General features: G+C 67.6%; 16 protein-coding genes. 12 read left to right on the top strand and 4 right to left on the bottom strand.

What is annotated here, in order from left to right; translation table 11 throughout:
- Nucleotides 1-214 precede the first annotated feature (214 nt).
- The 8 genes from A5730_RS15915 (at nt 215) to A5730_RS15880 (ending at nt 7,934) form a co-directional block, all read left to right on the top strand.
- Nucleotides 215-961 (top strand): GAP family protein, encoded by a 747-nt coding sequence (locus A5730_RS15915; protein ID WP_231994691.1) that lies wholly within the window; start codon nt 215-217, stop codon nt 959-961.
- Between the two features lie 553 nt (nt 962-1,514).
- Nucleotides 1,515-3,032, top strand: a complete 1,518-nt coding sequence (locus A5730_RS15910) for a CdaR family transcriptional regulator (protein ID WP_067902157.1) — start codon at nt 1,515-1,517, stop codon at nt 3,030-3,032.
- Between the two features lie 115 nt (nt 3,033-3,147).
- Entirely contained in the window at nt 3,148-3,744 is a 597-nt protein-coding gene (locus A5730_RS15905) for a hypothetical protein (RefSeq protein WP_067902154.1), read from the top strand.
- Nucleotides 3,745-4,007: 263 nt separating this feature from the next.
- On the top strand, nt 4,008-4,523 hold the full coding sequence (locus A5730_RS15900) for a GreA/GreB family elongation factor (protein WP_067902150.1): 516 nt from the start codon (nt 4,008-4,010) through the stop codon (nt 4,521-4,523).
- Nucleotides 4,524-4,540: 17 nt separating this feature from the next.
- A complete protein-coding gene (locus A5730_RS15895) occupies nt 4,541-5,008 on the top strand; it encodes a GreA/GreB family elongation factor (protein ID WP_067902147.1) in 468 nt (155 codons plus the stop codon).
- 194 nt (nt 5,009-5,202) lie between these two features.
- Nucleotides 5,203-6,759 carry a succinic semialdehyde dehydrogenase gene (locus A5730_RS15890; protein WP_067902144.1) on the top strand — a complete coding sequence of 519 codons (1,557 nt, stop codon included), beginning with the start codon at nt 5,203-5,205 and terminating at the stop codon, nt 6,757-6,759.
- Between the two features lie 74 nt (nt 6,760-6,833).
- On the top strand, nt 6,834-7,412 hold the full coding sequence (locus A5730_RS15885) for a cyclic nucleotide-binding domain-containing protein (RefSeq protein ID WP_067902141.1): 579 nt from the start codon (nt 6,834-6,836) through the stop codon (nt 7,410-7,412).
- Nucleotides 7,413-7,484: 72 nt separating this feature from the next.
- On the top strand, nt 7,485-7,934 hold the full coding sequence (locus tag A5730_RS15880) for a DUF4383 domain-containing protein (protein ID WP_067902139.1): 450 nt from the start codon (nt 7,485-7,487) through the stop codon (nt 7,932-7,934).
- On the opposite strand, the gene A5730_RS15875 is transcribed toward A5730_RS15880, so the two are convergent.
- The 3 genes from A5730_RS15875 to A5730_RS15865 all read right to left on the bottom strand — a co-directional run bounded on the left by A5730_RS15875 (nt 7,915) and on the right by A5730_RS15865 (nt 9,914).
- The gene (locus tag A5730_RS15875; protein ID WP_197506275.1) at nt 7,915-8,745 is read right to left on the bottom strand and encodes an isocitrate lyase/phosphoenolpyruvate mutase family protein; all 831 of its coding nucleotides are present in this window, start codon (nt 8,743-8,745) and stop codon (nt 7,915-7,917) included. The genes A5730_RS15880 and A5730_RS15875 overlap by 20 nt on opposite strands.
- Before the next feature lie 75 nt (nt 8,746-8,820).
- On the bottom strand, nt 8,821-9,567 hold the full coding sequence (locus A5730_RS15870) for a cutinase family protein (RefSeq protein ID WP_067902134.1): 747 nt from the start codon (nt 9,565-9,567) through the stop codon (nt 8,821-8,823).
- A gap of 50 nt (nt 9,568-9,617) precedes the next feature.
- On the bottom strand, nt 9,618-9,914 hold the full coding sequence (locus tag A5730_RS15865; protein ID WP_067902132.1) for a hypothetical protein: 297 nt from the start codon (nt 9,912-9,914) through the stop codon (nt 9,618-9,620).
- Nucleotides 9,915-10,158: 244 nt separating this feature from the next.
- On the opposite strand from A5730_RS15865, the gene A5730_RS15860 reads away from it, so the two are divergent.
- The 4 genes from A5730_RS15860 (at nt 10,159) to A5730_RS24770 (ending at nt 12,108) form a co-directional block, all read left to right on the top strand.
- Entirely contained in the window at nt 10,159-11,019 is an 861-nt protein-coding gene (locus A5730_RS15860; protein ID WP_156745829.1) for a hypothetical protein, read from the top strand.
- Between the two features lie 45 nt (nt 11,020-11,064).
- The gene (locus A5730_RS25310) at nt 11,065-11,199 is read left to right on the top strand and encodes a hypothetical protein (RefSeq protein ID WP_255385428.1); all 135 of its coding nucleotides are present in this window, start codon (nt 11,065-11,067) and stop codon (nt 11,197-11,199) included.
- A 64-nt stretch (nt 11,200-11,263) separates the two neighbouring features.
- The gene (locus A5730_RS15855) at nt 11,264-11,941 is read left to right on the top strand and encodes a DUF2510 domain-containing protein (RefSeq protein WP_067902127.1); all 678 of its coding nucleotides are present in this window, start codon (nt 11,264-11,266) and stop codon (nt 11,939-11,941) included.
- A 14-nt stretch (nt 11,942-11,955) separates the two neighbouring features.
- The gene (locus A5730_RS24770; protein ID WP_156745828.1) at nt 11,956-12,108 is read left to right on the top strand and encodes a hypothetical protein; all 153 of its coding nucleotides are present in this window, start codon (nt 11,956-11,958) and stop codon (nt 12,106-12,108) included.
- On the opposite strand, the gene A5730_RS15850 is transcribed toward A5730_RS24770, so the two are convergent.
- Nucleotides 12,105-13,010, bottom strand: coding sequence for an alpha/beta fold hydrolase (locus tag A5730_RS15850; protein WP_067902125.1), 906 nt, complete (start codon nt 13,008-13,010; stop codon nt 12,105-12,107). The genes A5730_RS24770 and A5730_RS15850 overlap by 4 nt on opposite strands.
- Nucleotides 13,011-13,073 lie beyond the last annotated feature (63 nt).

Below are 13,073 nucleotides of genomic sequence, written 5' to 3'. Positions count from 1 at the left end.
CGCGCGCCTCACCTCCGTGGGCCGGGCGCTTGGCTGTGACTGACTTCACGCGCCTCCCAACGACACCGTTCATCCCTGATTCGCGCAGCGGTAACGCTCGAACGCGTTGCAGTAAAACGGTATTCGCGACGTCGCCCCGGCCCCCCGGGCCGGACACAGCGCCGTTTAAGTTCCACGAGGCACGGGTAGAGCTGCGGCAATGTGGGGGTCGGTGATGGGGCTCGGGATTCTGGCGGCCCTCAATCCTGTGCGACTCGGGCTGGCCCTGCTGATGATCTCCCGGCCGCGGCCCGGACCGAACCTGCTCGCTTACTGGGCCGGCGGTCTGACCGTGTGCGTGCCCGAGCTGCTCGCTCCCCTGATGCTGCTCAACTTCACGTCGACGTTCGGTTCGGTTGGGCACGGCGCGTCCGCCAAGGCCACGAGCTCCATGCTTCCCCATATTCAAATCGGCCTCGGCGTGCTCGGGCTGTCCCTCGCCGCGCTGATGGCCATGCGTTTCTCGACACGTCAACGCGCACGAACGCCCGCCGATGGGACCCCGGATGCGCCGATCGCGGTGCCGCGGTTCCTCAGCCGCGCGCAAGGCGCCGAGGACGGCCGGGGCATCCGGCGCCTGCTGCATCGGGCACGCCGCGCATGGGACCGGGGATCGCTGTGGATCGCGTGGGTGATCGGCCTGATATCGGTACCCGTCGACGGGGTGCTGTTCATCCTGGCGATCATCGTGGCCTCGAGGGCTGCGATCGCGACCCAGGTCAGCGCCTCGATCGCGTTCGTCCTGCTGATGTATTCCGTCGTAGAACTGATCCTGGTCGGCTATCTGGCCGCGCCGGCGCGCACTCACGACCTACTGCGGCGGCTGCACGACTGGGTCCGTGCCTACCACCGGCAGATCCTGGTCACCGTCTTCACGGTGGTCGGGGTCTCCCAGCTCGCCCAGGGAATGCATCTGCTCTGAGCGGCTCGCCGAGACTTCGTGGGCCTCGATGACTTTCCTGACCGACCTTCTGCAAAAGCGAGACGTCCTCTGGCCGCTCGAATAGCCTCAAAAATGTCCGATTGGCGGGGCTGGTCCGACCTAGCTATGAGGGCGGCCCACCGGGGCTGCGACGACAAAGGAAACAGCATCACGATGACGCCCGATCACCTCGACCGCACCCCTGCGCCCAAACTGAGAAAGTTGCCCGCCGCAACCGTTCTCGCCGGTGGGTTGGCGATGGTTGTCATGGGGCTCACCGCTGCGACGGCCAACGCAGACCCCGCACCGCTCGACCCCCCAAGCCCAACCGTTACCGCAACCCTGCCCCCAACACCCCCTCCGGGAAGGGCAGGATCGGACCTCTGTAACGCTGTCGACAATGCGCCGCCTGACCACCACCCGAACAGCTTGAGCGGCTGCTAGGACGCGCCGCGCCCGGCCCGCGACGGATTCGGTAATCGCCTGCCGCTCGTGATCGCGGGACGATAGAAAGGCATCTGCGTTTCGTTTGCCTGCCGCGTTGGGAGCGCTCGTGATCACTTTGGACCGCTTGGTCAACGTGCTGGGCGGTTACGGGGTGCGCTTGGTCTGGTCTTCGGCGCCCAGGTCGACCGAGCTGCGCAGCGTGGCCATTCACGAGGGCGATCGGGTGGTCGTCGGTGACGTTCTGCTGGCGATCGGCGCCGACTCGCTCGGCGACGGCATCCGCTGGGCGGCGTCGGCTCACGCGGTCGTGCTGCTGACGCGCGATCACGCCGGGCCGATGACGTTCGACGCGGACGCCGGGGTCGGAGCGGTGTTGCTGGTCGACGAAGCACTCTCGTGGAGCGAGATCGCCGGGGTCATCTACGGGCTGGTGCTCGAGGGCCGTGAGACTGCGGCCGGGCGCGGCCCGACGGACCTGTTCGCGCTGGCCGACAGCCTGGCGGACGCGATCGGCAGCGCCGTCGTCATCCAAGATCGGCTGCTGCGTGTGCTCGCGTATTCACGGCTGCAGCAACACGCCGACCCGGCGCGGGTCGAGACCATCCTGGACCGGCAGACTCCGGACCGGCTGCGCGCATTCTTCGAAACCGGTGGCGTCTTCGCGCATCTGGCGAGCTCGGACGAGCCGCTCTTCGTCGAGGGCGATGCGGAACACGGCGTGACCGGGCGGATGGTCGTGGCGGTGCGCTCCGGCCGAGAACTGATGGGTTCGGTGTGGGTGGGGTGTTCGGAACCGCTGGACGAGTCGGCGCGCGGCGCCTTGGCCGAGGGAGCCCACACGGTCGCCCTGCACCTGCTGCGGTCCCAGGCCAGCGCCGACCTCGAACGTCAGGTCGAGTCCGAACTGGTGATCCGGTTACTGGACGGCAGTGCCGATTCCGCCACGGCCGCAAGCAAGCTCGGCCTGCCGCAGAGCGGGTTGCGGGTGATCGCGCTGCAGGCGTCCGTCGGCGCCGAACGCGACGCCGCCCTGCTGTTGGCGTTCGAGCGTGCCACGACGGGTTTCGGCTGGTCGCGGCCGGGTCGGAGCGCCTTGGCGGGCAACACCATCTACACGGTGCTTCCCGGCGAGGACGCCGCGACGGCGCGCCGTTGGGTGACCGGTCTGAAGGCGGCGCTGCCCGAGCAGGTGAGCGTGTTGGCCGGCATCAGCGGCACTGCCGAGGTGGCCGACCTCGCCGCCGCCCGCCAGGAGGCCGACGAATGCCTGGCGTTGCATGAGGCGTCGCCCGGCTCCGCCCCTCCCGCCTACGACGAGTCGTGGGACGACATCCTGCTGCAGCGGTTGCGCACCGCGGCGCGGGCCGGCCGGTCCCCGACCCGTGGACCGGTGGTCGAGCTGGGCCGCCACGACAGCGCCCACGGAACCGACTACCTGGCGACGCTGCGGGCGTGGCTGGAGGCCCAGGGCGACCCGGCCGAAGCCGGTGCGCGGCTCGGCGTACACGAGAACACCGTGCGCTACCGGTTGCGCAAGATGGCCGAAATCACCAATCTCCCATTGGATGACGCGAGGAAGCGGCTGGCGATGATGATCGAACTCGCGGCCACCGAAATCGGCTGAACGCTGTCGAGATCCGACAATGCGTCGCGGCGCCATTGTCGGGCTTCGGCAAGCTTTCGTGGGCGGGCGGGCGCCACGATCGAGGTGACCACCCGATCCCTCGATAGGACATCCGATGACCCGCCCGCCCCACGACCGCACCGCGCTGGAGACGTTCACCCTGCCGTTGCCGCGACGGCTGGCGGCGCGGCTGTTCAGTAGGAACCCGCTGATCCGGGCAAGCGACCGGCTGGAGGCGCTGCTCTTGGTGCTGGCCGTCGCGGTGTCACTGCTTACCGTGCCGATCGCCGCTGCCGTCGGCACCGCGGTTCACGAGTCGCGAAGCCGCGCCTATGCCGAGCAGGTCCAGACCCGCCGCCCGGTGATCGCGACGGTCGTCGGGGATAGCCATCCCCGTACCAACCTGGACAGCCCGACGGTCACGGTGCCCGCCCAATGGGACTTCGCCGGCGCCCCACGCACCGGTGACGTCGCCGCACCGCTCGGGGCCAGGGTCGGCGATGAGTTCGAGATCTGGGTCGACGGCCGGGGTTCGCCGGTGAGTCGACCGATGATGTCTCCCCGCGCCGAGGCGGTCACGATCACCCTGGCGATCTGGGGTGCCGTCAGCCTGTCGGCGGCCGCTTCGTTCGCCGCCGCCCGCCACGCCCTCGATCGAGCCCGGCACGCCAAATGGCAATACGACTTCAACGGCCTCGTCGGGCAACCGTGAATTAGCGGCCGCTCGGGCGCCGGCAAGGTGGCGTTGTCGGCTCGGCACAATCACCACCCTCTCCCTTGTCCTATCCGGGCAAGCGGCCCGACGCTCGAGTGGGCACTATGGGAATTGATAGCCCGGGAAACCGATGGATTTCCTTGGCAGACAACGTATCCCGAGAGGACTTGCCCCTCGACAGGGCTCCGCGTCGTCAGGGACGGCAGCCGCCCGTCGGCCCGCCCCTGACGACACCCCTACTTAGGAAAGGAAATAACGCGATGACCAACTTCGCACCCGTATACATCACGCCACAGCACCGACGACGCCTACAGGACGAGCTGGCCGAGCTGCGCTCGCTGCGCAGCATCGAAGTTCCCGACGACGCCATGGATTACGGCGCCAGCCGCGGCGCCCGCCCGGCGGCTCGGCAACGACGCATCCGCGAGATCGAGGACCTGCTCAAGACGGCGGCGGTCCGCGAGGACCCCGCCGCCGAGACGATCGCGGGGCCGGGCATGGTGTTGACCATCCGCGACGACGCCAGCGGTGAAACGGAAACCATCCTGCTCGGCAGGCGGGGCGCCGAGGACGCCGACATCAAGGTCTACTCGATGGCATCGCCCCTGGGCCGCTGCATCGCCGGTGCCCGTCCCGGCGAACAACGCATCTATGCGATCCCCCAGGACGCCGGCCGGCTGGTGACGCTGCTCAAGGCCGTCCCCTACCGAAATCCCTCGCCAAACACGCTGGGCCGCGACGGTTCTCGTCGAACAGCGACACCGACAGCCGCCTGAGGAAAGGAACCCGGAATATGACCAGTGTGCAACCCACGTGGCTTTCACCGCAGGCCTACGGACGGCTGCGGCGCGAGCTGGCCGTCCTGCGGGAGTTGTGCGACGGCGATGCGGGCGGCGATGCCGCCGATGACAACTTCGTCGCCGTCCAGCGCGCACGGCGACTGCGAATGCAGCGGATTCAGGACCTGTTGGTCAACGCCGTCGTCGGCGAGGACCCGCCCGACGACGGGGTCGCCGAACCCGGCATGGTGCTGACCGTCCGCTACGACGACACCGGTGACACCGAGACTTTCCTCCTTGGCGCGCGCGGCGCCGAGCACGGCGATCTGGAGGTGTATTCGATCAATTCCCCGCTGGGCTCGGCCATCGCCGGCGCGCGTCCGGGTGAGCGCCGCACCTACCTGCTGCCCACCGGCGCGGCCTTCGCGGTCACCCTGCTGAGCGCCGTGCCGTACGGCGTCTACCTGGCGCGCACCAACTGAAGCCATGCTGTTCGCGCTCATCGATCCGGTGGCGGTGATGTTCCTTCTGCTGGCGGTCGTTCTTCTCGTCACGGCGGTCGCCTACGGGCGGATGTGATCGTTTCCGCCGTGGCCAAAAACCGCGGCGGCCGCCCGACCTTGCGCAGCCCATAGGCTGGTGGTGAAGAACACCTGCTTCTGGGAGAGGACGAGACATGCCTGCACCGTCAGCCGAGGTCTTCGACCGCCTGCGCGACCTCGCCGCGATCAAAGACGTCAGCGCACGTCAGACCAAGACCATCGACGAGGTCTTCACCGGCAAGCCGCTGACCACGATCCCCATCGGCACGGCCGAGGACGTCGAAGCCGCGTTCGCCGAGGCGCGCGCGGCCCAGGTCGACTGGGCGAACCGCCCGGTCGCCGAGCGCGTCGAGGTCATCGCCCGCTATCGCGACCTGGTCGTCGAAAACCGCGAGTTCCTGATGGATCTGCTGCAGGCCGAGGCCGGCAAGGCCCGCTGGGCGGCGCAGGAGGAGATCGTCGATCTGATGGCGAACGCGAACTACTACGTGCGCGTCGCCGAGGACCTGCTCAAGCCGCGGACCGTGCAGTCGCTGTTGCCGGGGATTGGCAAGACAACCGTGGCATACCAGCCCAAGGGCGTGGTCGGGGTGATCTCGCCGTGGAACTACCCCATGACGCTGACGGCGTCCGACTCGGTGCCGGCGTTGCTGGCCGGGAACGCGGTGGTGCTCAAGCCGGACAGCCAGACCCCGTATTGCGCGCTGGCGTGCGCCGAGTTGTTGTACCGGGCCGGCGTGCCGCGCGCCCTCTATGCGATCGTGCCCGGGCCGGGATCGATCGTCGGCACCGCGATCATCGACAACTGCGACTACCTGATGTTCACCGGCTCGACCGCCACCGGCCGGCAGCTCGCCGAGCACTGTGGGCGCCGGCTGATCGGGTTTTCGGCCGAGCTCGGCGGCAAGAACGCGATGATCGTCACGCGGGGGGCCAACCTCGACAAGGCGGCCAGGGCGGCCACCCGCGCGTGCTTCTCCAACGCGGGCCAGCTGTGCATCTCCATCGAGCGGATCTACGTCGAGAAGGACATCGCCGACGAGTTCACCCGCAAGTTCGGCGACGCCGTGCGAAACATGAAGCTGGGCACCGGATATGACTTCTCGGTCGACATGGGCAGCCTGATCTCCGCGGGCCAGCTGGACACGGTGACCGACCACGTGGACGACGCGAAAGCCAAGGGCGCCAAGGTGCTTGCCGGCGGCAAGGCGCGGCCCGACATCGGCCCGCTGTTCTACGAGCCGACGGTGCTGGCCGACGTCACGCCGGAGATGGAATGCGCCGCGAACGAGACGTTCGGCCCGCTGGTCTCCATCTACCCCGTCGCCGACGTGGACGAGGCCGTCGAGAAGGCCAACGACACCGAGTACGGGTTGAACGCCAGCGTGTGGGCCGGTTCGTCGGCGGAGGGCGAGCAGATCGGCGCGCGGTTGCGTTCGGGGACGGTGAACGTCAACGAGGGGTACGCGTTTGCCTGGGGCAGCCTGAGCGCGCCGATGGGCGGGATGGGCCAGTCCGGCGTGGGTCGCCGGCACGGTCCCGAGGGGCTGCTCAAGTACACCGAATCGCAGACGATCGCGACCGCCCGCGTGTTCAATCTCGATCCGCCCCTTGGCATTCCGACAACCCTGTGGCAGAAGTCGCTTCTGCCCATCGTGCGGACGGTCATGAAGCTTCCCGGCAGGAACTGACTTTCGCCTTTTGTAAACGCGAATCCGCGTTACGCTCCTCGATATAGCGTCACATCGCACGTCAGGAGACCGCTATGAAGGCCGACGAGAAGCAATACGAGGAAGACGCACGCCGGCTACGCCAGTACGCCACCTTCGCCAACTTCTCGGACGCCGATCTGCTGCGTCTCGCCCGGGCGACTCATCGCACGGCGACGTCGGCGCCGTTGCCCCTGATCCACGAGCAGACGCCGTCGGACTCCGCCTACATCCTGCTCAGCGGCGAGGTGGGCGTGTACGCCGGGCGGGATCGCATCGCCGTGCTGGGGCCTGGCGAGGTGATCGGTGAATCGGCGCTGCACCGCGGGCGGCTGCGGTCGGCGACCGTGACGACGACCGGGCCGGCCGAGCTGTTGCGCATCGAACGCGACGATCTCGACAGGCTGCTTCGCGAGTTGCCGGCGCTGCGCGAAATCATCGACGCGTCCGTCGCGCGGCACGTGCCGGTGGACCTACCGCCGAAACCGAAGCCGGCGCGCACCAAGCTGGGCGCCTCGGTGCGCACCGAACTGGTCGAGCGGTTCGAGCAGGCGGCCAACGGCGCCGGTCTGGACGTCGCGACCGCGCTCGAAGACGCGATCACCCAGTGGCTGGAACGCAACGGCACGGCGTAGCCGTCGCCATTGCCTTGGTCTACTACGGCGCGTAGTATTCGATCCATCCCGCCGTGCACAAGGGGGTGCAACGTGAGGTGGAGTTTCGCCCAGATCGGGCTGCTGGTCATCTGCGCCTTCCATGTCGTCCAGGCGGTGATCGGCCTGGTCATCAATCCGAGCTTCGCGACCGGGCCCACCGCGCCGACCGTCCAGCTGCTCGGCATGGACTACAACGGCTGGCACGCCGTCGCGGGCCTCGCCCTCTTCGCGCCGGGCCTGGTGTTCGCGGCGCGCAAGTCGTGGGCGGTGCTGTATCTGCTGCTGGCCGCGACAGCCGGTGCGCTGCCGGGCATTTGGGCCTTTTTCTCGCATCAGGTCGCCGTCGTCTTCACCTTCCCCAACAACGTCACCGACGCGGTGGTGCACCTGGTGACCGCGGGGGTGATGCTCGCGGTGGCGGCGGTCCAGATTCGGCTGGACGGCGGCCTTCGAAACTCGCTCGCCGATCTGCGGAAGCGCCCTAGCTCGACCGCCCGGTAAACAGCGCGTTCAGCTCGTCGAATCCGGTGGCGCCCGCCAGTCCCGCGAAGGACCCGTCCTCGATCAGCTTTCGCGCGGCCGCCAGGAACGCGCCCCATGCGACGCGACTCAAGGCCGAGCCGACGCTGATCCGCCGCACCCCTAGCCGCGCGAGATCGGTCACCGTTAACCCCGTGTCGGATGACATCAGAACGTTGACGGGATACGGCCGTACGGCGTCGACGAGGGTGGCGATCTCCTCTTTGGTCCGAAGGCCCGGCGCGAAGAGCACCTCGGCCCCCGCCTCGGCATAAGCCTGCAGCCGGCGGATGGCCTCGGCGAGCGGATCGGGGTGGCCGTAGAGGAAGCATTCCGCGCGGCCGGTCAGCACGGCGCCGGTCCCGGAGTTGTCGATCGCCGCGCGCGCGGCGCGGACGCGATCGGTGGCCTCGGCCAGTTCGAAGAGCGGCTTGTCGGCGGCGCCCGTGCCGTCTTCGATCGAGAGCCCCGCTACGCCGGTGGCCACGCAGCGGGCGACGTTGTCCGAGAGCTCGTCGGTGTCTTCGGCATACCCGGCCTGGAAGTCGGCGTTGACGGGCACGCTTACCGCGGCCACGATTTCGGCGATGTTGGTCAGTGCGGCGTCGACGGACAGCGCGGTCGGGGTGTCCGGCAGACCGCGCGCGAAGCACAGGCCGGCGCTGGTCGTGGCCAGCGCCGGGAAGCCGAGGTTCGCGAGGGCGATCGCGGAACCGGCGTCCCACGGGTTCGGGATGAGAAAACACCCCTCTTGATGAAGCCGGCGAAACTGCGCTACCGCGTGCGAATCCACCACCCGATTATGCTCGCGCCCATCGGACGTCGCCAGATCGACACCGGGGGCGAAACGCCTTGTGCTGTATCGGCTTTAACTGGCCGAGCCGGAGAACCCAACGGCCGTCGTCGGCCCGCTGGGAGCCGCACCGGAACCGAGGCGACTGGCCGCAAACGCCACGCCCTGGTCGATCATCGCCGGGTTGGTCGAGTACGTGTCGTGTGCGACAAAATTCATGCCGTCGGAGCAGATCGGGTCCCCCGGCGCGCATACCTGAATGGTCTTGGCCTGGTACATCGGGCCGATGACGACCGGCGGCTCGCCGAAGAAGTTCATCGCCTTTTCGCTTGGCAGCGCGAACAGCACGACTGACGAGATGTGGTTGGCCACCTCGGGCTCCAGCGGTTTGGGCACGCTCGCCGGATCGATCCCGGCCGGCACTGAGGGCGAGGTGACGAAGCCCATGACGGCAGCGCCCTGGGAGTAGCCGCCGAGCACCATCTTGGTGTTTGGGCAGTCGTGGGCGAACGAGACAATGTGCGCGCCCGCGTCCCTGACGCCCGCCTCCCCCGCGCTCGTCCAGTCGTGGGTGGCGGGGTAATTGACCGGATACACGTCGAACGAACCTGCGCCGACGCGCGGGCGCAGGGAGTCGACGAACGCCTGTCCGGTCGGACCGAGGCCCGGCGGGTCATCGGTGCCGCGGGCGAACACCACCTGCACGTCGGGACACGAATCGGCGGAGGCCAACGGGAGCGCAGAAGCCAGGACCGAAGCGCTGACGCCCGACACCCCGACTACAGCGGAAGTGAGGAAACGGGAAAAGTGGCGCGCGAACATGGCGCTGTGTGCCCAGCGCATGCCACTTCTAAACCACGAATTTCAACTGGCTACTGCACGTCGCCTATGGCACCGAGGCGCTCGCTGACCCGCGCCAGAGCCTGGTCGAAGATCTCCACCTTTTCGCCGCGCTTCTCGTTGGCCGGCTGGGCGGAACCGCGGGCGCCCTCGGCCTCCACCCGGGCCGCGCCTTTGCGGCGCAGCAGGCTGAAGTTCTTCTCGCGCGCTTGCCGAAGCCGGCTCTGCAAATCCTTCAGCGACTTCTCGTCCATGCGCGTCAGAGCCTCGGGATGACTCTCGCCGATCAACGAGCTTTCCTGCGGGGTCAGGTTCACCTGGTTGCTCACCCCTAGAGTCATAGCCCGTCCTGGGCACACCGACGCGCCGAACGCCGAACCGTCACGCCGGGGTCGTCGTGAGTTCACGGACGTGAGCCCCGTGGGCCAGTCCGCGGCAAAGCACTGGCGAACCGCTCGAGGGCGCCGCAGCCAACGCGGTAGCATCGTCTGGCCACAGATGAGATGCCCACTGCCGGCGGAAAACTGGCCGGTCGCGGATTAGCCCTCAAGACGGTTGGGCAAACCACCGTGTATGGCAACCCAACGGCCGGTAATCACGGTGGACCGCGCCTCAACTCGCAGCCGGATCGCCAAGCTCCGCCGATACGTCGAGAAGAATCTGCTGACCGAATCGGATTTTGTGTGCTTGCGTCAGGCGGATTGCCGCCACTCGTGTCGCCCCGGCGATAGCTTCCGCGAGGGAACAATGAGCCACGTCGGGCGACACTTCGACCTGTTTGTCGATGGCAAGCCGCTGCGAATCGTTGTCGTCGGCCAGGAGTCGGGCTTCCCGAAGGACGCGCCGGAACTGCGGGCCCGCGTCACGCTCGGCGCCCGATACCAGCAAGTCCACGACTTGACGGGCCTGGACAAGCGGTACTACGCGACCGGTACGCACAAGGGCCGCAATCCGCACATGCGGGGAACAACGTCGGCTCTACGCATCCTCATGGGAACGGGCGAAGGCACAGACTACGAAGGCGAGGTCGTTAAACCCAATGACGGCAAGCCATTTCACATCTTCGATGGTTTTGCCCTGGTGAACCGCCTCTTGTGTTCGGCAGCGCCGCCTGGCAGCAGCAACGGTCGCCCGACCGCAACGATGTTCGCGAACTGCGGTGAGCATTTCAGCGCCACGATGAAGATCCTCGAACCCACCATCGTCGTGATTCAAGGAAGGGCAGTTGGCAAATGGGTCAAACCCATCCTCGTGCCCAGTCGCGCGTACGACGACCACCACCACGAGGCGTTCCTCGGTAGCCACCGCATGATCGTCTGCACGTTCAGCCACCCCTCCGCGCACGGGGCGCATCGGTGGGGCGATCAGCCAACCGCGCCATACCTAAGGCAAGTGGTTCGGCCGACGTTGCGGAAGGCGTTGCTCAAGTCTTAGCACTTCCCGCCGCGGGTAGTCCTTCGGTCGACAAAGGAGGTTGCGATGGCCAAGCATGCGAAGAAGGACGACGACGAGCCCCAGGGTGGCCGGCCCGGTCCCGCGGATCACGGGCGCGAAGGCGGAATGGCGACGCGTGAGCACGCGCCGGAACTCACCGAGCCCGACCACGAGGACTGACGCGCAACCGGCATCCGTCCCGGGCGGGTGGCCGGGATGCCACGGTCACGACGAAAATGGGTGGATGCCATCTGAACGGGTGCCGCCGCCCCCGCCGAAGTCGGCGCCGGGCTGGTACCCCGACCCCGCCGGCGTGGGCCACGGGCTGCAGCGGTATTTCGACGGCACCGACTGGACCACCGAGTGGGCGTTCGCCACCGAGCCGCCCAAAAAGGGCGTCCCGGGAAAGGCGGCGCTGGCGTTGGCCACGTTGGGGGCGCTGGTGCTTCTCGTCCTCGTCGGCAGGAGCTGGGTTTTCGACGGGAAGAGTGACTCGGCCCCGCCGAGTTCGGCCGCGGCGAGCCCACCGGCATCGACCGAGGCCCCACCGTCGACGCCGGCCGGCCCCAAGAAGCCGGATGGGGTCACCTTCACCACCGCTCCCGGCCCCAGCGGCGACGTGGTCGACGCCCGGTTCGCCATTCGCGACAACTACAGCGAGCAGATGATCAAAGACGGCGCCCGGATGGACACCATCGACATCCTCAGGTACGCACGAATGACTTATCCGGACGCGTCCGCGGTGAACGTGCAGGGCACCTTCCCGATGACCGATCCCTACGGCAACACGTCGACGCAGGTCGCCATCGATCTCACGTATTCGCGGGCGACGCTGAACAAGATCAACTTCGACGGCATCACCAAGGCCAGTATTTGGGAGATTCGCGATTCCGGCACGATCCTCCCGGCCTTTCAGCCTTGAGCCATAATCGGCACGTGCCCGCCGAACCCCGTCAGCCACCACCGGCCGCGCCGAAGCCGCCGCGCATGACGCCCGAGGACTTGGAGCGGTTCGGCGACGAGGAGCAGATGCGCGCGGCGTCGGACGAGGGCCGGCTTCGCGACGAGCGGCCGCCGCATCACGGTTAGCCCCCGGGGGCGATGCGGTCGATGTGGGCGAGGAAGTGCGTCAGCACCGCTTCGGGCGCCTCGAGTTGCGGCCAGTGCCCGATGTCGTCGGCAAGCATCACCACATTGGCGTTCGGTATCACCTCGGCATAGCGGCGCGCCAGGTGGGCACCGGAGTTGGGGTCGATCGGCCCGTCGATCAGCCGCATCGGCACGGCGGTCTGCCGCATGGCGCGCACCCATCGGTTGCGGTGCGTGAGGCGATCGTTGATGAACCGGCCAACCTTGTGCAGCACACGGCGGCCGTCGTTGTAGTCCAGGATCTGGTTGAACACGTTCATCATGTGCGGGGTCGGCTTGGTGTTCGGGCCGAACATCTCGCGCAGCGTCGGTTCGAGCAACCGTTTGGACACCGGGCTGTTCTGCAGAGGGCTCAAGAGGTCGCCCAACGGGGTGCCGGACATCAACTTCTGCGCCGCCCGGGGTGTGTAGGACTCGATGAACATGCCGCCGTTGAGCCAGGTGATCGAGTCGATGCGCATCGGGCCATAGCTTTGCTGGCCAAACTCGTGCCGTGCCAACAGTTCCTGGCCCACCGAGTCGCCGATGTCGTGGGCCAGGATGTGCGCGTTGGTGATGTTCAGGTGCTGTAGGAGTGCCTCGTGCATGTCGGCGTGGTCGTGCACCGAGTATTGGTACGCAACGGGTTTCGCGGAGAACCCCATCCCGATCATGTCCGGCGCGATGACCGTGAACCGTTGCGTCAGCTTTGGCCAGATCGGCGCCCAGTCAAAGGAATTGAACGGGTAGCCATGTATCAGCAGCAGCGGAGGTCCGCTGCCCTCGACGCGGTAGAAGATGTCGAAGCCGAGGTAGTCGAAGTGCTCGCCGGAGTCCAGCCAGCGTTTCAATTCAGAGTCCATGACGGTAATCATGCTTCTTCCAGCCAGAACGTGTCGGGGCGGCCGCGTCTCACGGGCAGCGTG

Source organism: Mycobacterium sp. ACS4054 (genome assembly GCF_001667275.1).
Lineage (GTDB): Bacteria > Actinomycetota > Actinomycetes > Mycobacteriales > Mycobacteriaceae > Mycobacterium.
This window is presented reverse-complemented; position numbering and strand designations above follow the sequence as displayed.